The sequence below is a fragment of the uncultured Clostridium sp. genome (assembly GCF_934754915.1).
Taxonomy (GTDB): domain Bacteria; phylum Bacillota; class Clostridia; order Clostridiales; family Clostridiaceae; genus Clostridium.
This window is the reverse complement of record NZ_CAKVKB010000007.1, coordinates 1-18,818: the sequence shown is the minus strand read 5'-3', so window position 1 is coordinate 18,818 and position 18,818 is coordinate 1. Positions and strand designations below refer to the sequence as shown.

Sequence of the window (18,818 nt, the reverse complement as noted above, 5' to 3'; positions counted from 1 at the left end):
ATTGACAGGATGTGTGTATTGTGAAAGAAATTTTTATAGAGAGAAGAGAAAAAATCTTAAGAATTGCTGTAAAAGTAAATAATGAACTTATTGAAAGTATAGTTGAAGAACAAAATGATCAGCCTGTAATAGGAGAAATTTACAAAGCAAAAATAAAAAATATAATACCTGCAATTAATTCTATATTTGTAGATATGGGATTATCTAAAGAAGGATATATGTACTATAGTGATGATCTTAAGTCTATGAAGATTAAAAAAGGTGATGATATTTTAGTTGAAGTTGTGAAAGAGCCTATAAATGATAAAGGTGCTAAAGTAAGTCACAAAGTTTCTGTTCCAGGAAGATATGTTGTCTTAAACTGCTATAAAGAAGGAATTAATTTTTCTAAGAGAATAACTGATGATAAGGCTAAAAAGGAAATCTTAGATAATATAAAACCTTTAGATGATGCAGGTATAACTATCAGAACTGAAGGAATTAATGCTGGTATTGATGTACTTCAAAAGGAAATAGATTCTCTATACGCTGAGTTTGAACAAATGAAAAGACAGATGAAACATTCAACTGAACTTAAGAAACTTTATGGAGATAATCCTACTTTAAGTAGAATTCTGAGAAATTCTCATAATGTTCAGAATACTAAAATATATGTTGATAATGAGAAAGATTTTAATGAAGTTTCAAAAATTGTTGGAAGTGATAGCAGCATCATTATTGAAAAATATAATGGTACTAGAAATCTTTTTGACTGCTATGGCATAGAAAAAAAATTAATAAAATTGAGACATAATAAGGTTAATCTTCAATGTGGTGGATATATTGTTATAGATAAAACAGAAGCTATGTATGTAATTGATGTGAATACTGGAAAGAACATAAAAGAAAGAAACTTTAATAAAACAATTTTAGAAACTAATCTTGAAGCAGCAAAAGAAATAGGGAAACAGATAAGACTTAGGAATTTAAGTGGAATTATAGTTATTGATTTCATAGACATGAGAGATAGAAGTCAGACAGAAACTATAATGAATGAACTTCATGAAAGTTTAAAAGAAGATAAGGGAAACATTAAGATTTTTCCATTTACAGAACTTGACCTTGTTCAGATTGCAAGACGCAGACAAGGAAAGAGTATATATGAATATATGGAAGAAGACTGTGTTAGATGTAAGGGAAGAGGAATAATACTTAAATTATCTTATATTGAAGGTCTTATAAAAAATGAAATAATAAGAATGAAAGAAGAAAATTCTATTGAATCATTTAAAATTGAAATTGATACTGTATATAAAGAAAGAATCAAGGAAGATATATTTGATTTTCTGAAGGAAATTGATGGACTTGATAAAGAAATATATATAGATTATATTGATGGAATTGAAGGATATAAGATAGAACCATTATTATTTCAGGCGCAGAAAGATAATTTGAAGGAATTAAAAATAACACAGATAGAAAAAGCTTAGTATTTAGTAAGAGGTATTAAAAAATATCTTTACAAAAGTTGATAAATGTGTTATTCTGAATTTTGTAAACCGCACACGTAAGGTTTTTAGTAAAACAAAGTCAAATCTTTGTACCAAAAGTGGCGAGACCGTTATGAGGAGGTGTTTTTTAATGTACGCAGTATTAAAAACAGGTGGAAAACAATACAGAGTTCAAGAAGGAGACGTAATATTCGTTGAAAAATTAAACGCTGAAGTTGATTCTACAGTTGAATTAAATGAAGTATTAGCAGTAGGAACTGATGCAGGCATCAAAGTTGGTGCTCCAGTTGTTGAAGGTGCTAAAGTTGTAGCTAAGGTTGCAGCTCAAGGTAAGGCTAAGAAGGTTATAGTTTTCAAGTATAAAGCTAAGAAAGACTATAGAAGAAAGAATGGACACAGACAACCTTACACTAAGTTAGTTATCGAAAAGATAGAAGCTTAATATTATGGTTAATGTAAGAATTAAAGAAAAAGGTAATAAAATAGTTGGTTTCGTAATAAATGGTCACGCATTACCTGATGGCAGAGATTTTTCAACAAATTCTGCATTAGTAGGGGAAGCATTTGATTTAATATGTAACAGTGTTGCAGTATTATCTCAAAGTGTAATCATTGGTATTGATGAAGTTTTAAAGCTTAATTGTACATACGAAATAAAAAACGATGGGTATTTAAAGTTAGATCTTCAGGATTTTAATGATGAAGAACTAGAAAAAACTCAGGTTTTATTACAAACTTTTGAGAAGAGTCTGAAAAGTGTCATTTTAGGCTTTGAAACATTAGTTGGAAAAAGTAAATGTATGGAATATATAACTTTAATAAAAGAGGAGGTGTAGTCACATGCTAATTATGAACCTTCAATTATTCGCTCACAAAAAGGGAGCTGGTAGTACTAAAAATGGTAGAGATTCTGAATCAAAGAGATTAGGAGTTAAATCTGCTGACGGACAATTTGTTCTTGCTGGAAACATCCTTGTAAGACAAAGAGGTACTAAGATTCATCCAGGCGAAAATGTTGGAAAAGGTAAAGACGATACTTTATTTGCTAAAATCGATGGAGTTGTAAGATTCGAAAGATTAGGTAAAGATAAGAAAAAAGCAAGTGTTTACCCAGTAGACGTTGAAGCAATAGCTGAATAATTATTAAAAATAAAGCACTCTTAACTAAGAGTGCTTTTTTAAATGTTGTAATGCACAATGCACAGTTCATAAGTCGAATTTGATTTATAGTTTTGCGTTTGTTGTGAGTTGTGCATTGTGCTTTATATATTGCAATTGATAATGTAAAATGGTCGATTGACAATTAAGGATGAAATCTTATTATTGGAACAAATATATGTTAGATAAATTTTAGATGTAATTTTTATATTGTAATATATTATTGGAACTTAAATTCTTGATTGAAATAAACTATTGAGTTTAAGCTATTGATAAATATATTATATTTACTAAGAAAAAAATATAGTTTAAGATTGACAATAAAGCATTAAAATTAATGTGGTATAATGTGAATACAAATTTGTAATATGTTAAGTATAAGAATATTAGAAGGATTTTTATTAAACATTAAGATTAAAATTTTAGAGTATTAGTTAGGAGATGAGTAGGTATGTTTATAGATAAAGCCAAGATTTTTATTAAATCTGGAAACGGTGGAGATGGTGCAATTACTTTCAGAAGAGAAAAATATGTACCATTAGGTGGACCAGATGGTGGAGACGGTGGAAGAGGCGGAAGCATTATCTTCAAAGTCGATACAAATATAACTACATTATTAGATTTTAAATATAAAAAGAAATTTGTAGCTGAATGTGGTGGAAATGGAAGCGGATCAAAATGCTATGGTAAGGATGGAGAAGACCTTATAATAAAGGTTCCTATGGGAACAATTATAAGAGAAGCTGAAAGTAATAAAATAATTGCTGATATGTCTCATAAAGATGAAGAACTTGTTTTATTAAAAGGCGGTAAAGGTGGTAAAGGTAATACTAAATTTGCTACAGCAACAAAGCAGGCTCCTCATTATGCAGAGCCAGGTATGCCAGGTGCTGAACTTACTGTAACACTTGAACTTAAATTACTTGCAGATGTAGGATTATTAGGTTTTCCTAATGTAGGTAAATCAACACTTCTTTCTATGACTACAAAGGCAAAGCCAAAGATAGCAAATTATCATTTCACAACTTTAAAACCAAACTTAGGTGTTGTTGCTGTTGAAGGAATAGAACCGTTTGTAATGGCAGATATTCCTGGAATAATTGAAGGAGCAGCTGAAGGTGTAGGTCTTGGAATTCAATTTTTAAGACATATTGAAAGAACAAGATTATTAATACATATCGTTGATATTTCAGGTGTTGAAGGAAGAGATCCATTTGATGATTTCTTGAAGATAAATGAAGAATTAAAGAAATATTCAGTTAAGTTATGGGATAGACCTCAAATAGTTGTGGCTAATAAAACTGATATGCTTTATGATGAAAGTGTATATGAAGATTTCAAGAAAAAGGTTGAAGAATTAGGATATACTAAAGTATTTAAAATGTCAGCTGCTACAAATGAAGGTGTAGATGCTGTAATGAAGGAAGCAGCAAGAATGCTTAAAGAAATTCCAGTAACTGAACTTGAAATAGCTGAAGATGAAAGATATATACCAGAAGAAAAAAGATTTACTTATAAGATCACTGTTGAAGATAATGAAGAAGGAACAAAGACATATGTTCTTGAAGGATCATTTGTTGATAGAATATTACATGCTGTAAATGTAAATGATGCAGATTCATTAAGATATTTCCATAAGGTTCTTAGAAATAAAGGAATTTTTGATGAAGTCAGAGAAATGGGAATCAAAGATGGTGACTTCATGAGATTAAATGATTTTGAATTTGAATATATACTTTAATAAAATTATAAATGAAAATCCCCCAGGGATAAATAATGCATGATATTAAAGCAGTTTTAGGAGGAATTAAAAATGATAACAACAAAACAAAGAGCGTATTTAAGAAATTTAGGAGCAACACTTACTCCAATATTCCAGATTGGTAAGGCTGGAATTGAAGAAAACTTTCTAATTCAGGTTTCTCAAGCATTAGAAGCAAGAGAAATAATAAAGATAAAGGTTTTGGAAAACAGTGGATTAGGAGCAAGAGAAGCTTCAGATATGATATGTAAAGCTATTAAATGCGAAGGTGTTCAGGCAATTGGAAATAAGATAGTTTTATATAAGCAATCAAGTAATATTAAAAAGAGAAAAATTGAATTGCCAGTAAAATAAGATTTAATTAAAATATAACTAAGCAACCTGATTTTAGGATTAAAAAATTTTAAAATCAGGTTCTTTTTAGTTTTAATATAAATATTCTAATTAACAATGTACAATTGTAGTTTTATTATTGGAACACATATATATATATATATTGTGTTAAGTAATGATATAATATATATGTTTTAAAATACAAAATGTATCTGTAAATAGCAGAACATGGGAGGAAAATATATGAAGCGATATGGTGTAATAGGAGGAACGTTTGATCCTATTCATAATGCACATTTATATATAGCTTATGAAGCTCAGAAGCAGCTTGGATTGGATAAGATAATATTTATGCCAGCAGGAATGCAGCCATTTAAAATAGGAAATAAGGTTACTGATTCGCATCTTAGGTATAATATGGTTGAAATTGCAATAGAATCATATGAAAAATTTTCAGTTTCTGCATATGAAATTGAAAAAAAAGGTATAAGTTTTACTTATGAAACGTTGGAACATTTAAAAAATATATTAGATAAGGATTGTGAAATTTTCTTTATTACTGGGGCAGATTGTCTTATGAGTATTGATAGGTGGAAAGAAGCTGAAAGGATATTTTCTTTGTGTACTTTTGTTGTATTTTCTAGAGGCGGTTTTCAATCAGAAGAAATAAGAAATAAGAAAAAGCAAGTTGAAGATAAATTTAACTGCAGAATCATTGTCCTAGAATTAAAGCAGCTTGAGATATCATCAACAGATATAAGAGAGCGGATAAAAAATGGAAAAAGGATTGATTTTTTTGTTCCAGAAAAAATTGATAAATTTATAAAAGAACATAATTTATATTTAGAATAAAAATGGTTCATAACAATTGTTCATTGTACATTGTCAATTGGAAAGTAGAGGAGGAGTTTAATGTTATCAGTTGAAGAAATAAAGGAATATTTAAAAACTAACTTGAAAGAGAGCAGATATAACCATACATTAGGTGTATGTGAAACAGCAGTTAAACTTGCAGAATTAAATGGAGTATCAAAAGAAAAAGCAGAAATTGCAGCTTTGTCTCATGATGTTGCTAAAAATATGAGTAGTGAAGATATGTTAAAGGTAATAGAAGAGAACAATATTGCTTTATCACAAGTTGAAAGAGAGAATATGAATTTATGGCATAGTATAATAGCTCCAGTAATTGCAGAAGAAAAACTTGGAATAACTGATGAAGAAATACTTGATGCTATAAGATGGCATACAACAGGTAAAGAAAATATGTCTATGCTTGCTAAGATAATCTATATTGCAGATATGATTGAACCAGGAAGAAGTTTTCCTGGTCTTGAAGAAATAAGAAATGAAACTTTTGAAAATCTTGATAAAGGCGTTTATTGTGGGCTTACACACAGTATTCAATTTTTATTGAGCAAGGACTTATTGATTGATGAGAATACTATAAAAGCTAGAAATTATCTATTGTTCAAGTAATTTTAAAATTAGATTAATACGCTATAACAATTTAGAACTATATATGTTCCAATAATTATACTACATAATAATAAAAGAAATCTTAAAGAGATTTCACCATTTATTGTCAATTGTTTATTATACATTGTTAATTGGAGCATATATAATTTATGTTTTGTGAAAATGCACAGTATAATAAATGGTAAATTAATATAGTTTTAGTGAAAAATCAAGAATAGTAAAAAGCTATAGATAAATTCTTAAATAAAAATGAAAAATGTTTAAATATATATTAAAGAATCCCTAAGAAAATAATAACAAGAATATATTTGTGATAGAATATATTTATTGAACATATTTTCCGTTAAGGGGTGAAAAAATGGGGAGAATAAATAAAAAGAATAGGAAAATTAAGTTTGATAAAGATATAAATAAAATTGAACATATTGCACTTGGAGCAGTATCGCTTTTTCTTGCATTTGTGATATTTTCAATAATATCAGGATTTATTGCATTAATGGAAGTAGGAAGTCAGTCTATGCCTAAAGCTTCAACTCCAGCATACAATAAACCTGTAAATATATTACTTTTAGGAATGGATATTGGAGATCCAAATCAAGTTGATAATAAAGATATAAAGCGTACAGATACTATAATGCTGATTAATTATAATCCAAATACAGATAAGATAGTTACTGTATCAGTACCAAGAGATACTCTTATAAACAACAAAGGAAACAGTATAAAAATTAATGCTGCATTTGCAGTTGGAGGGTATTCAAGGATTAAAAGTGAAGTTGAAGAACTGCTGGGAATAAATATAAATTATATGGTTAAGGTAGATTACAATGCATTTATTGACGTAGTGGATGCTATAGGCGGAGTTAAAATGGAAATTGACAGAGATATGATTTATGATGATGAAGGCCAGAATCTTCATATAAATTTTAAAGCTGGAGAAACTGTAAAGCTTGATGGACAAAAGGCACAGGAATTTTTCAGATGGAGAAAGAATAATGATGGAACTGGATTTGCAAATGGAGATTTAGATAGGATTCAGAATCAGCATAAATTTATTTCCAAGGTAATAGATAAATGTAAAAGTCCACTAATTATTTTTAGAATTCCTAAGATAATGTCAGCAATAGGGGATAATGTTGAGACAAATATGTCTCCATTTGCCATAATGAAGTATGGTGTTAAATTTATGACTGTAAGCAAAGATAATATATCCATGGTTACAGCAGCTGGAACCCCTAAAACTATAAATGGACAGTCATTTTTGATATTTGATAAAAATTCAAATAAGGATATACTATCACAACTTAGTTCTTCAGGTTCATCAAATTCAGAAAGCAATATATCAAAAAGTGATATAAAGATAAAAATATTAAATGCAACTAAGATTAATGGTTTGGCAGGAGAACTGAAAAATACTATGAATAATCTTGGATATTCAAAAGTTGATACAGGAAATACAGAGATTTCTGATAAAACAGTAATAATAACAGATAACCAAAAAATGCTTAAAACAATACAGAGTGATTTAGATATAAAAAATAGCAGTAAAAAAGGAAATAAAGAAGAATATAAGGATTATGATGTTATTATAATCCTTGGCAAAGATTTCAAAAGGTTTGGAGAATAACATTATTTAATAAGGAGATAAACGGATGAGCATCTTAGAAAAAAAGGTAACAGGAATACAAGAAGGAACAAAAATAAGGGAATATCTTAAGAGAGAATTAGGTTTGTCTACAAGACTTATAAGAAGTGCATCAATTGGAAAAAGAATATTTGTAAATGATGTTGTAGTAAAAATGAATCGAGTTTTAAATGAAGGGGAAATCATAAAAATAGATCTTGCAAAGGATGAAAGTCAGGATATTACACCTGAAAAAATGGATATTGAAATAATATATGAAGATGAAGATATTCTTGTAGTAAATAAAAAACCTTTTATGGTTGTTCATCCTACAAAAAGTTATCAAAGTGGCACTCTTGCTAATGGTGTTATAAATTATTTTATGGAAACTGGTCAGAATTGTATAGTAAGACTTGTTTCTAGACTGGATATGAATACATCTGGACTTATTATAATAGCAAAAAATCAATTTTCTCATGGAATGATTTCTAAGGAAATGAGTGAAAATAAGGTTACAAAAAAATATCTTGCAGTAGTTCATGGAATTTTTGAAGAGGAACAAGGGACTATAGATTTACCAATTTACAGACCAGAAGGAACTGATTTTGGAATAATGAGAGTTGTTGATGAAAGAGGTCAGAGAAGCATAACTCACTATAAAGTTGTTGAAAAATATGAAGATTCAAGTCTTGTTGAATGTACACTTGAAACTGGCAGAACACATCAGATAAGAGTTCATTTGAGTAGTATAGGTCACCCTATATATGGTGATTCATTATATGGAAATGGTGATGAAGAAACTGATTTGATAAACAGGCAGGCACTTCATGCTTATTCATTAGATTTTAAATCACCAAGAACAGGAGATATTCTTTCACTGAAGTCTGAACTTCCACAGGATATAAAAAATCTAATAGAAAAAATAAAAAAATAAATAAAAAGATGGCTGAAATTCATATTGAGAATTTGGTCATCTTTTTATTTATTTTTATAATTTAATATACTACTAATGTTTTCCGTTTATTGTTAACTTCTTTTTTATAACTATTCCTAATCCTAATAAAGCAGCTGCACTTCCTATAATTCCTGCAATATAAACTGGAAGATTATTGCTATTTGAAAGAACATTTGAAACAATAGCTGGTTCATATGTTCTAGAAATGCCAGATGCTAAATCTATAGTTTCTAATTCTTCATTGTTTACATAAATTGTTCCTTTTAATATATTTTCTCCTTTATCAAATGATTTCTTGCTTAAATCTTCATCTTGTACTTTTAAATCACATGATACTGAGGATTCTTCACCTTTTTTTACAGGATACTCTAAGGCTTTATTAACTATTAAAGGAATTGTGAGGTTTTTAGTAACATCATATTGTGCAACTTCCTGTCCTTCATCATAAAGTTTTACAAAAGAGAAATTATTGAAACCATAATCAAACACTGACTGCATATCAAAGAAGTTTTGATTCTTATCCATAGCATTTAAAAATGATGCAACGAGGACATGTTCATCTTTTTGTGCAGAACATACATATGTGTGGTTAGCTTTTGTTGTATAGCCGTTTTTTCCGCAAAGAGCATATTTGTAATAATATTTAGAATTCTTATTTATCATATAATTTTTATTATTGACAATTATAGTTCTTTCAGGATTATTAATCATTGTTATTGTTGCAAATGGAGTAGTTGCGATATCAATAAAGTCAGGATTATTGATAGCTTCTTTTAAAAATAAAGCTAAATCATGAGGTGTTGTAAGATGTTCAGGATCAGGAAGTCCACTTGGATTTCTAAAACTTGTAGCTGTTGCACCAAGTTCAGAAGCTTTTTTATTCATAAGCTGTGCAAAACTATCAATATTTCCTGATACATGATTTGCTAATGCATTAGCACAGTCATTTCCTGATTCAAGAAGAAGGCCTAGAAGCAAATCGTGAACAGTTAAAACATCACCATTTAATAATCCAATAGCAGTACCATCAATTGCTGTAAAATCTTCATGTACAGTAACCTCATCAGTTAATTTGCAATTTTCAAGAACTACAAGTGCAGTCATAACTTTTGTTGTTGAGGCTGGCTCAAATGTACAATTCTCATTTTTGCCATAGAGAACTTTCCCACTTGATGCATCAATTAATGCACATCCCTGAGCGTTAATATTTGGTTCAGTTGTATCTGCAAATGCTGTTAAAGGAATACATAAAGAGAACAGCAATAAACTTAAAATTTTTAAAAATCTTTTCATATATATCTCCATGTTATTACTATTTATTATCATTATAAAGTATATTTTACCAAAAAAATAAATATTATTCCACATAAAGATAATTTTATGCAAGAATAATTATGGATTTTATGGGAATAAATACAATAATATTTTTCGAAAGTTTATAAAAAATTATTTTTTAATATGTGTATTTATTTAAGAGAGTGTCAACAATTAAAATATTATATACAAAATAGAAAGGGTAAAGTTATGAAGGATAATTTCCTTAAGTATAAAAAAATAGGCTTGATAAGTTTTTTAGTTATTATAGTTATTTCAGCAGTTGCTCTATATAATGTTTCAGGATTTAAGGAATTAAATAAAAATGATACAGAAAGTATTTTTATAGATGAAGATAATGATAAAAATATACCAATATCTGATAAGGATACTTTTACAGATGATTCTTTAAAAGAAAATGAGACTCAAAATAGTAACAATATCAGTTTAAAAAATAAGAAAATAACAGTAGAGATAAAAGGACAGGTAAAAAATCCAGATGTATATATTCTTGATGAAGATTCTATAATAAATGATTTGATAATATTAGCTGGTGGGATTACAGAAAATGCATATTTAGATAATATAAATAGGGCCCAAAAACTTCAAGATCATGAAATGATATATATTGCAGATAAAAATGAAGAAGATTTGCTAAACTTGAACAATAATTCAGTAGAATGTATTTCAGAAGATGCTTCTAAGTCTACTGTGAATATTAACAGTGCAACTTTGGAACAATTAAAAACATTGAATGGAATTGGAGAGTCGAAAGCACAAAATATAATTGAATATAGAGAAAAGAATGGTGGTTTTAAAAGCATTGATGAAATAAAAAATGTTACAGGAATTGGAGAAAAAATGTTTGAAAAAATAAAGGAAAGTATAACAATATAACTTTAAAAATTTTATTTAATGTGAACATAGATGATGTTAATGATATAATAAGTATGGAATATATTTTTTTATAAAAAATGTAGTAATTGCAAGGTTAAATAAAAAAATATATAATATTAATGTTTTTATTAAAAAATGGATAGTTTATATATGATTTTTTCTGACACATATCTGTAATATTAATTTGATATTATAATATTGTTATAAGCTGTATTTATAGATTAATTATATATAAGCTGTTTATGAGTATTTATAGGTAGTGTTTTATATAAATGATATTTGATTTGAAATAGATGATATATAGCCTATAACTGGGAGGGAAAGTTAATGTCTAAAAAGATAATAAGTATATTTATGAGCATATTTGTAGCAGCATCATTTGTTGGATGTGGAAGTAGCAATAATGAAAACAATAGTGCCAAATCAGTAAGTTCTACAGAAAATTCAGAAAATGATACTGAAACTGCTTCATCAGATGGAGTAACTGAAGGAACTTGGGCAAAAAATTATACTTTAGATGAAGTAAAAAAAATGTATGAAGAAAAGTTAACAAAAATGAAAGAAATAACTGATGGATTAGGTGTAAAATATAGTGATGATGAAGTTATAAAAAAAGAAGATGATACAACAATAACTGATAAATCAATATATTTTGATAATGAAAATCCAGAAAAAAATAAGATTGAAAGTATGTATTATGGATTAAAAATATATGGTGAGAATCTTGAAGAAGGCGTAATCAGTTTAAAACTCACATTAAATTTTGATGGTGAAAATGCAGTAAAAAATAAAGATTTTGATTTAGGAAAAACTTCGTTTAATAAATATATAGAAGCATTTACAGGAGAATCTAACAGAGATTATTCATCTATAAATAAGGAAATAGTGGATAGATTAAGTAATGGTGAGACTGAAATAAGAATAAATAATACAATTGATGGACTCAATGAAGAAATTCTAGCTTCTAATGATTGTATTTTTTATAAATTATCTACAAAGAAATATAAATTTTCAGATGCAGAAATGAGTATGGAATAGACCATAAGGGGGAAATTTTCTTGGAAAAAGACAGTATTAAGGAAAATGAAACAGAAGAATATAATGATAAGACAAATGAAATTCAACATTTAACTGAAAAAAATGATGAGCTAAAAGAAAAAAAAGCATCTTTCGGAAAAGAAATATTTGCGAATCTTTTAGATCAGCTTATAATTCTTTCAGCTTCATCAATTATATTATTAATAGTAGATTTAGTTATGAAAGTGTTTGGTTATCAGTTTGTAAGAGAAAATGGAGTATTGATTAGTGTAATAATGTGTGTATATTTTGTAATAAATTGTTTTTATACACAACTTTTTGAAAAGACTAAATTAAAGAATACTATTGCAAAGAAACTATTAAATGTATAAAATATGTATATTCGAACTAATAATGTACAATTGAAAATTTATAATAAATGATGAAATCTTTGCAAGATTTATTTGATTATTATATAGTTTTATTATTAGAACTTATATATAGTGATATTGATGACAGCATAACAGATTGGTTTTACATAAGTTTGATTTTATGTAAATACCAATCTGTTGTTCTGAGTATAGATAATTTAAACATTAAGAATATTAATATAGAAGAAAAGTGAGTGTAGGAGTAAATAATGAAAAGAGGAAGCGATGTACAAGTTAAAATAGAAAGACTTAAATTTCCGTCAACAGGAATAGGGAGTGCAGAAGACAAAGTAATATATGTAAAAAATGCATTTCCAGGTCAAACTATTACAGGAAGAGTTAAAAAGAAAAGAGAAGAGTATGCTGAGCTTAAACTTATATCAGTAGATGAAAAGGCACCATATGAGATTGATGCAATATGTCCTCATTTTGGTGTGTGTGGAGGTTGTTCATCTCAAAGTATTCCATATGAAAAACAGCTTGAATTTTTAAGTGAAGAAGTCAAGGAATTGTTTGCTGAAGCAGGAGTTTCAACAGGAGAATTCTTAGGAATTCAAGGAAGTCCTACTCAATTTGAATATAGAAATAAGATGGAATTTACTTTTGGAGATGAAGAAAAAGGTGCACCTCTTGGCGTTGGAATGCATATGAGAGGAAAATCTTTTGGAATAGTTACAGTTGATAACTGCAAGCTTGTAGATGAAGATTATAGAAAAATAATAAAGCTTACTGTAGAATATTTCAGGGAACAGAATCTGCCTTATTATAGAATAATGAAAGCAGAAGGATACTTAAGACATCTTGTAATAAGAAAGGCAAAGAATACAGGAGAGCTGCTTGTCAATCTTGTTACAACAACACAAATAGATTTTGATTTAAGTGATTATGTGAAATTATTAAGAAATCAGAGCTATGAAGGAAGAATTGTTTCAATAATACATACAGAAAATGATTCAAAATCTGATGCAGTAATACCAGAAAAGGTTAATGTGCTTTATGGCAAGGATTATATAAGGGAAGAACTTTTAGGATTAGAATTCAATATATCACCATTTTCATTCTTTCAAACTAATACCAAGGGAGCAGAACAGCTTTATTCAATGGTAAGAGATTTTATGGGAGACAGTGAAAATAAGGTAGTGTTTGATCTTTACTGTGGAACAGGTACAATAGGACAGATTGTAGCTCCAAAAGCTAAAAAGGTAATTGGAATTGAACTTATAGAAGAAGCTGTTGAAGCAGCAAAAGAGAATGCTAAATTAAATGGTCTTGATAATTGCGAATTCCTTGCTGGAGACGTTGCAGAAATAATAAAAACAGTAAAAGATAAGCCAGATATAATAATATTAGATCCACCAAGAACAGGAGTGCATCCAAAAGCACTTGATTATGTTATTAAATTTAATGCACCTGAAATAATTTATGTTTCATGTAATCCTAAGACTTTAGTTGCTGATTTACAGGTATTGACTAAAAAAGGATATAAGGTGGTTCAAACAAAGGTTAAGGATATGTTCCCTAACACGCCTCACGCTGAAACTGTAGTGAAGCTAGTTAAGTAATAGAGCTATTTATAAGGATTTGAAAATATAAAATATAGGCTTTTGCCACTAATTTGCCACCATAAGATTTAGATTGGTGGCAAATTTTTTGCTATATTATCAAAAATAAAAACAGTATTGTTTTTCATTTTATCAGTTACATGTGAGTATGTATCCATTGTAGTGGCAAGCTTACTATGTCCTAACCTCTTCTGTATCTCTTTAATATTAGCTCCATTCTCTAATAATAAAGTAGCATGGGTATGTCTTAAGCTATGCATTGAAAAATTAATTCTAAGTTCATTATTTACAACTCTGCTTAAATACTTGTATGTATTTGTAGTTATAGGCTCACCATTCTCTTTAGTGCAGACAAAATTAGAATTATGGTACCATTGACCATATTTTTCTTTGTTCTTCAATTGCCATTCTTTATGTTCTCTTAATATATCTATTAAAGCACTTCCAATATGTATACTTCTATATGATGATTTAGTTTTAGGAGTACCAAGTTTAAATTCTTTCATACCTTTAGTACCAGTTTCAATTAAAGTATGTTTAACATGAATAATACCATTATCTAAATCTACATTATCCCATGTTAGAGCAACTATTTCTCCACCTCTCATACCAGTATTAAATCCAATCTGAAGAGGAATGTAGAAGCTTGAACCAATAGGAAAGCGTTCTATGATTTTTGAAAATTCTTGAGTGGTTATTATCTTTAAATCCTTAGCTTCTTTTTGAGCTTCATCATATTTAGGTATTGTTACATAATACATAGGGTTTTCTTTTATATAGTTACAAGGATATACGGCATATTTTAAGGCTCCGCTTAATACTCCGTAATAGTTTGTAATTGAGTTCTTAGATAATCCATTACGTTTCTTATAGTTTAAGAATTTCTGCAAAACATCAGCCTTTAAGTGCTTTAACTTGTAATCTTTAAAGTAAGGAATTATATGATTATCTAATATTCTTCTATAGTATGTTTGAGTATTAAGTTTACAATTAACTAATACATAATTATCAAACCAGTAATTAAGATAATCTTCAATACTTATATCACTTGGCTCAAATACTTCACCACATAATTCATATTCTTTAATTGCATCTCTAAGAGCATTTTCTGCTTCTTTCTTAGTTTTAAATCCACCTTTTTCTTTCTTTTTATATTTACCATCTACTTTTCCTATATTGAAATAGTAGCTCCAAAAGCTACCTCGTTTTCTAACTGAACCTTTCATGTTATGTCCCCCTTTTGTTGCTAATTGGTCAGAAAAATTAAATTTTTTATAAAAACTATATAAAGGTAGTTGTCACCTTGTCACTTAATCCTAAAGCCCCATTGTATAAAGGATTGATGGTGACATTCTATACTGTCACTCTACTTGTCACTCATGTTTTCTAATTTAAATAATTCAAATTTAAGATAATTATCAAAGCTAGAATAAATCTTTTCCCAATCTTCAATAGATAGTTCAATTGTTTTATTATTTGGAGTAATAGCATTTAATATTATATTAGATTTATCATTATTGAAATCCTCAGCCTGTTCTTCAGAACTAAAAGATGGAATTTTATTTTCTATTTCATAACCATAAACTTTAAATAATGATTCAATTGCATTAGTCATCATTATATTTCTCTTAGTTGATAATTTTTCAGATTCAGATAGATTCCATGCTGGTTTTGAAGAATTATCATCTATAAAAGTATTAATAGGAACTTCTAAAACTCTGCTTAGTTCTTTTAATACATCTAAAGGCGGTTGTCTATCACCATTTTCATATTTTCTAATTGCTTCATAAGATTTATTTATCATTTGCCCTAGGGCTTTTTGAGTAAGGTTTTTTTCACGTCTTATTCGTCTGATTCTCATACCTAGTTCTTTAATGTTTTCTTTATTAGTATTTGATAAACTGTCACTCATTGTAACACCTCCGTAATAAATTATAACATAAAAACATACAAAGTGGTACAAAAAGTTGTTGACAGGCAATAAAAATAATTATAATATTATGTGGTACTTATTGTTGAAAAAGTCAACAAAGTGAAATTTTAATATACAAAGGAGAAAATTAATGATGAATTATTTAAATCTTGAAACTGTGTTATTAACAGTAAATGAAGTAGCAAAAACATTAAAGACAAACTCAAATACAGTATATGAGTTAATCAATAGGGGAGATTTGAAAGGATTGAAACTTGGAAGAATTAAAGTACCCTATTTTGAAGTAGAAAGATTTTTAAGAGATAACTTAGGTAAGGAAGTGATATAAAATTATGAATAATAAAACATATGATAAAGCAAAAGCAGATATTAATTTAGTAGAATACATAAGTTCAACTTGTGCAGTTAAAGTAACTGGAGGTAATGGAGCGTGGAATATAGATCCTAATCCATTTGATATGCAAAGCAATGATAATTTTAAAGTATCTTATAAGAAAGGAATATGGCTATATAATTCATTTAACAGTGAAGAAGGAGGAACTATAATAGATTTCATACAAAATAAAGAGGGGTTACATGGAGAAGAATTGATGGATAGATTAAATGAATTACTACAGGATGATAAGTTATTAGGAATGCCAGTATTAGATAAAGAGCAAGGACATAAACAAGAAGATATAAATAATTTAGCTAGTTTTATTGATACTAGCGAAGTAGATTATTTTGAAAGAAGAGGATTATCTAAAGATGTAATTGATAAATATAAACTAGGTACATGTGATAGTGGAATAGTAGGTATTTATTCAAAGCTAGGAATGAAATCGCATCCGAATATGAGAAATCATAAATATATGATACCTTGTTATGATGAAAATAATAATTTGAGATTTATAGTAGCAAGAAATATTCAAGAACCTCTTCAAGAGGGAAGTAAGAAGACTTGGAATATAAAAGGGATACCAAATTACTTTTTAAATCAGTTTTATATTGAGGGGATAGATGTTAGCAAAGGAGATATAGTTGTGATTACTGAAAGTTGGGGAGATGCATTGTCAGTAGAAAGTATTGATAGTAATGTAAAAGTTGTGGCATTGCACTCTACAGCTAATGTAAAGAGGCTTGGAGAGCTATTAACTATTAATAGAGGCAGATTGGATGAGGTTAAATTTATAATAGCTTTTAATAATGACAAGCCAGGAGATGATGGAAAAGCACCAGGGAAAATTGCAACTAATAGAGTAGTTAAAATAATGAAACAATTAAATCTTGAATATAAAGTATTTATGCCTAAAAAGTATAATGATTTAAATGAATGGCTATTGTCTGATAAAGCAGAATTTGAAAAAGAATTTAAATTAGTTACTCAAAGATTAAATTGTGTTGAAGAAATAAATTTATCTGGGAATGGAATTGATGCATTTTTTAGTTGGATAAAAGATAATTTAAGATATATAGTTAATTGCGATGATGAAAGCAGATTCTTATACTGGAATGAAAAATCATGGATAAGGAAGACTGAGGAAGAATTACGTTCATTATATGGAAACTTTATTAAAGCATGTGAATTACAAGTTGAGGATAATAGGACGAAAGGAAGATATTCAACAGAAGAGTATTATAAAATACTTAGGAATATTAAGAAGTGGAGAAATACATCAAGGGCGAAGGAATGTTTGAGTCTAATAAGCTATGAAGAAAATTTAATTATAGATACCAAGAAGCATATTAAGAAACATCATGTATATGTATCTGCTAATGGAATTATAATAGATTTAAAAGATGGGACTATATGTGAGGCTGAAAAACAAAATATAATTCTACATGTAAGTAAATATAACCTAGTTGATAAGGAAGAGGCAAGAGAGTTTATGGAAAGTAAGGTATTAAAGCCTTATAGAGAGCATGTATTAGGAGAAGAAAGACTTGAATTTTTACTTGATTTTATAGCTAAGAAAATGAGCGGAAAGAACTATCAATTAGCATTAATTAATATTGGACCAAGTAAATGTGGTAAATCCATGATGAAAAATATTATAGCCAATATATTTGAAGGAGAAGTAGCACATATACCGTATGCATATTTAACAACAGCTCACAAAGGAAATATGGGAGCAGAAAGAGATGATGTTTTAGTTAACTTACATAACAAAAAGTTTGGTTTGGCATCAGAAGCAGACAGAGATAATGCACCGATAGCAGCCGGAAGATTTAAAAACATTTTATCTAATTCGACTACGGATGCTAGAGCTACTGGTGGAAAGATGCAGAAAGAGGTTAATCTAACTCTATTAGATTTATTTCTTGATAGTAATGAAATGCCATCAGTTAGTGGGTATGATGATGCCATTGAAAATAGATTATTATTTATTAACTGGAAAAACTCTATACCTGTAGAATACAGAGTAGATAATTTTAATAGGGATGTGCTTATACCTAATATTGATAAGATATGGTCATATTTTATTTATAGAGCTATTGATTTGAAGGATAAAGAATTAGTAACACCAGAAGTAATAAAGAAAGATAGTGCTAACCGTAAAGGGGAATTAGATAAGTTTACATTTAACGTAGTTAGTAGATTAGAATATAAAGAAGGTGAATTTATAGCGTTAGATACATTAATAGAAGAATTAGAAATGTTTAAACTATGTCCAGAGCTTAAAAATACAGATTCATTGCATAAAGATATAACTGATAGGATAAAAGCTATACCAGGGTTTGAAGAGGTTATTCAGAAGAGAAAGGGAAGAATGAAAATTCCAGGAATTAAGGGGGTAAGTTTTAAATAAAATAACTAGACTTGTGCAGTAAATAGGAAAAATTTAAGCTACTAGTCCTAATTTGGAAATAGTAGACTCTAGACTAA

At 28.3% G+C, this 18,818-nt stretch carries 19 protein-coding genes; 16 read left to right on the top strand and 3 right to left on the bottom strand.

Annotated elements, in window-relative coordinates:
- Positions 1 to 20: 20 nt before the first annotated feature.
- From Q0F58_RS02465 to Q0F58_RS02420, 10 genes are all read left to right on the top strand, one after another.
- Complete coding sequence (locus Q0F58_RS02465; RefSeq protein ID WP_294372121.1) at positions 21 to 1,469, top strand: Rne/Rng family ribonuclease; 1,449 nt, start codon at positions 21 to 23, stop codon at positions 1,467 to 1,469.
- 151 nt (positions 1,470 to 1,620) lie between these two features.
- On the top strand, positions 1,621 to 1,932 hold the full coding sequence (rplU, locus tag Q0F58_RS02460) for a 50S ribosomal protein L21 (protein ID WP_293976947.1): 312 nt from the start codon (positions 1,621 to 1,623) through the stop codon (positions 1,930 to 1,932).
- 4 nt (positions 1,933 to 1,936) lie between these two features.
- Positions 1,937 to 2,326: a ribosomal-processing cysteine protease Prp gene (locus Q0F58_RS02455; protein ID WP_294372117.1), complete on the top strand. Its 390-nt coding sequence runs from the start codon at positions 1,937 to 1,939 to the stop codon at positions 2,324 to 2,326.
- Between the two features lie 4 nt (positions 2,327 to 2,330).
- The gene (gene rpmA, locus Q0F58_RS02450; protein WP_294372111.1) at positions 2,331 to 2,630 is read left to right on the top strand and encodes a 50S ribosomal protein L27; all 300 of its coding nucleotides are present in this window, start codon (positions 2,331 to 2,333) and stop codon (positions 2,628 to 2,630) included.
- A 469-nt stretch (positions 2,631 to 3,099) separates the two neighbouring features.
- Positions 3,100 to 4,389 carry a GTPase ObgE gene (obgE, locus tag Q0F58_RS02445; protein WP_294372105.1) on the top strand — a complete coding sequence of 430 codons (1,290 nt, stop codon included), beginning with the start codon at positions 3,100 to 3,102 and terminating at the stop codon, positions 4,387 to 4,389.
- 72 nt (positions 4,390 to 4,461) lie between these two features.
- Positions 4,462 to 4,764, top strand: coding sequence for a YhbY family RNA-binding protein (locus Q0F58_RS02440; RefSeq protein WP_294372102.1), 303 nt, complete (start codon positions 4,462 to 4,464; stop codon positions 4,762 to 4,764).
- A 222-nt stretch (positions 4,765 to 4,986) separates the two neighbouring features.
- Positions 4,987 to 5,595: a nicotinate-nucleotide adenylyltransferase gene (nadD, locus tag Q0F58_RS02435; RefSeq protein ID WP_294372100.1), complete on the top strand. Its 609-nt coding sequence runs from the start codon at positions 4,987 to 4,989 to the stop codon at positions 5,593 to 5,595.
- A gap of 60 nt (positions 5,596 to 5,655) precedes the next feature.
- Positions 5,656 to 6,219: a bis(5'-nucleosyl)-tetraphosphatase (symmetrical) YqeK gene (gene yqeK / locus Q0F58_RS02430; RefSeq protein WP_294372098.1), complete on the top strand. Its 564-nt coding sequence runs from the start codon at positions 5,656 to 5,658 to the stop codon at positions 6,217 to 6,219.
- Between the two features lie 358 nt (positions 6,220 to 6,577).
- Positions 6,578 to 7,846, top strand: a complete 1,269-nt coding sequence (locus Q0F58_RS02425) for an LCP family protein (protein ID WP_294372095.1) — start codon at positions 6,578 to 6,580, stop codon at positions 7,844 to 7,846.
- A gap of 25 nt (positions 7,847 to 7,871) precedes the next feature.
- Entirely contained in the window at positions 7,872 to 8,777 is a 906-nt protein-coding gene (locus Q0F58_RS02420; protein WP_294372092.1) for an RluA family pseudouridine synthase, read from the top strand.
- A gap of 72 nt (positions 8,778 to 8,849) precedes the next feature.
- On the opposite strand, the gene Q0F58_RS02415 is transcribed toward Q0F58_RS02420, so the two are convergent.
- Positions 8,850 to 10,091 carry a D-alanyl-D-alanine carboxypeptidase family protein gene (locus Q0F58_RS02415; protein WP_294372088.1) on the bottom strand — a complete coding sequence of 414 codons (1,242 nt, stop codon included), beginning with the start codon at positions 10,089 to 10,091 and terminating at the stop codon, positions 8,850 to 8,852.
- Positions 10,092 to 10,322: 231 nt separating this feature from the next.
- Here Q0F58_RS02415 and Q0F58_RS02410 point away from each other — a divergent pair, with 231 nt between their 5' ends.
- From Q0F58_RS02410 to rlmD, 4 genes are all read left to right on the top strand, one after another.
- Entirely contained in the window at positions 10,323 to 11,009 is a 687-nt protein-coding gene (locus Q0F58_RS02410) for a helix-hairpin-helix domain-containing protein (protein WP_294372085.1), read from the top strand.
- A gap of 327 nt (positions 11,010 to 11,336) precedes the next feature.
- A complete protein-coding gene (locus Q0F58_RS02405) occupies positions 11,337 to 12,047 on the top strand; it encodes a hypothetical protein (RefSeq protein WP_294372083.1) in 711 nt (236 codons plus the stop codon).
- A gap of 20 nt (positions 12,048 to 12,067) precedes the next feature.
- Positions 12,068 to 12,418 carry an RDD family protein gene (locus Q0F58_RS02400; protein WP_294372080.1) on the top strand — a complete coding sequence of 117 codons (351 nt, stop codon included), beginning with the start codon at positions 12,068 to 12,070 and terminating at the stop codon, positions 12,416 to 12,418.
- A gap of 248 nt (positions 12,419 to 12,666) precedes the next feature.
- Complete coding sequence (gene rlmD / locus Q0F58_RS02395) at positions 12,667 to 14,019, top strand: 23S rRNA (uracil(1939)-C(5))-methyltransferase RlmD (protein WP_294372078.1); 1,353 nt, start codon at positions 12,667 to 12,669, stop codon at positions 14,017 to 14,019.
- A gap of 68 nt (positions 14,020 to 14,087) precedes the next feature.
- Here the strand turns inward: rlmD and Q0F58_RS02390 are convergent, their stop codons facing one another.
- Both Q0F58_RS02390 and Q0F58_RS02385 read right to left on the bottom strand, forming a co-directional pair.
- Positions 14,088 to 15,245 carry a site-specific integrase gene (locus Q0F58_RS02390; protein ID WP_294372075.1) on the bottom strand — a complete coding sequence of 386 codons (1,158 nt, stop codon included), beginning with the start codon at positions 15,243 to 15,245 and terminating at the stop codon, positions 14,088 to 14,090.
- Between the two features lie 140 nt (positions 15,246 to 15,385).
- Complete coding sequence (locus Q0F58_RS02385) at positions 15,386 to 15,931, bottom strand: helix-turn-helix domain-containing protein (RefSeq protein WP_294372072.1); 546 nt, start codon at positions 15,929 to 15,931, stop codon at positions 15,386 to 15,388.
- A gap of 151 nt (positions 15,932 to 16,082) precedes the next feature.
- Here Q0F58_RS02385 and Q0F58_RS02380 point away from each other — a divergent pair, with 151 nt between their 5' ends.
- Both Q0F58_RS02380 and Q0F58_RS02375 read left to right on the top strand, forming a co-directional pair.
- The gene (locus Q0F58_RS02380; RefSeq protein ID WP_294372069.1) at positions 16,083 to 16,280 is read left to right on the top strand and encodes a helix-turn-helix domain-containing protein; all 198 of its coding nucleotides are present in this window, start codon (positions 16,083 to 16,085) and stop codon (positions 16,278 to 16,280) included.
- Between the two features lie 4 nt (positions 16,281 to 16,284).
- Entirely contained in the window at positions 16,285 to 18,741 is a 2,457-nt protein-coding gene (locus Q0F58_RS02375) for a toprim domain-containing protein (protein WP_294372066.1), read from the top strand.
- Positions 18,742 to 18,818: the final 77 nt, after the last annotated feature.

What these genes read in the sequence shown, in the direction of transcription:
- Q0F58_RS02420 (WP_294372092.1), top strand. Translation starts at nt 7,872, where the DNA reads ATGAGCATCTTAGAAAAAAAGGTAACAGGAATACAAGAAGGAACAAAA.
- obgE (WP_294372105.1), top strand. Translation starts at nt 3,100, where the DNA reads ATGTTTATAGATAAAGCCAAGATTTTTATTAAATCTGGAAACGGTGGA.
- Q0F58_RS02410 (WP_294372085.1), top strand. Translation starts at nt 10,323, where the DNA reads ATGAAGGATAATTTCCTTAAGTATAAAAAAATAGGCTTGATAAGTTTT.
- yqeK (WP_294372098.1), top strand. Translation starts at nt 5,656, where the DNA reads ATGTTATCAGTTGAAGAAATAAAGGAATATTTAAAAACTAACTTGAAA.
- Q0F58_RS02385 (WP_294372072.1), bottom strand. Translation starts at nt 15,931, where the DNA reads ATGAGTGACAGTTTATCAAATACTAATAAAGAAAACATTAAAGAACTA.
- rplU (WP_293976947.1), top strand. Translation starts at nt 1,621, where the DNA reads ATGTACGCAGTATTAAAAACAGGTGGAAAACAATACAGAGTTCAAGAA.
- nadD (WP_294372100.1), top strand. Translation starts at nt 4,987, where the DNA reads ATGAAGCGATATGGTGTAATAGGAGGAACGTTTGATCCTATTCATAAT.
- Q0F58_RS02380 (WP_294372069.1), top strand. Translation starts at nt 16,083, where the DNA reads ATGATGAATTATTTAAATCTTGAAACTGTGTTATTAACAGTAAATGAA.
- Q0F58_RS02375 (WP_294372066.1), top strand. Translation starts at nt 16,285, where the DNA reads ATGAATAATAAAACATATGATAAAGCAAAAGCAGATATTAATTTAGTA.
- rpmA (WP_294372111.1), top strand. Translation starts at nt 2,331, where the DNA reads ATGCTAATTATGAACCTTCAATTATTCGCTCACAAAAAGGGAGCTGGT.
- Q0F58_RS02425 (WP_294372095.1), top strand. Translation starts at nt 6,578, where the DNA reads ATGGGGAGAATAAATAAAAAGAATAGGAAAATTAAGTTTGATAAAGAT.
- Q0F58_RS02405 (WP_294372083.1), top strand. Translation starts at nt 11,337, where the DNA reads ATGTCTAAAAAGATAATAAGTATATTTATGAGCATATTTGTAGCAGCA.
- Q0F58_RS02415 (WP_294372088.1), bottom strand. Translation starts at nt 10,091, where the DNA reads ATGAAAAGATTTTTAAAAATTTTAAGTTTATTGCTGTTCTCTTTATGT.
- Q0F58_RS02390 (WP_294372075.1), bottom strand. Translation starts at nt 15,245, where the DNA reads ATGAAAGGTTCAGTTAGAAAACGAGGTAGCTTTTGGAGCTACTATTTC.
- Q0F58_RS02440 (WP_294372102.1), top strand. Translation starts at nt 4,462, where the DNA reads ATGATAACAACAAAACAAAGAGCGTATTTAAGAAATTTAGGAGCAACA.
- Q0F58_RS02455 (WP_294372117.1), top strand. Translation starts at nt 1,937, where the DNA reads ATGGTTAATGTAAGAATTAAAGAAAAAGGTAATAAAATAGTTGGTTTC.
- rlmD (WP_294372078.1), top strand. Translation starts at nt 12,667, where the DNA reads ATGAAAAGAGGAAGCGATGTACAAGTTAAAATAGAAAGACTTAAATTT.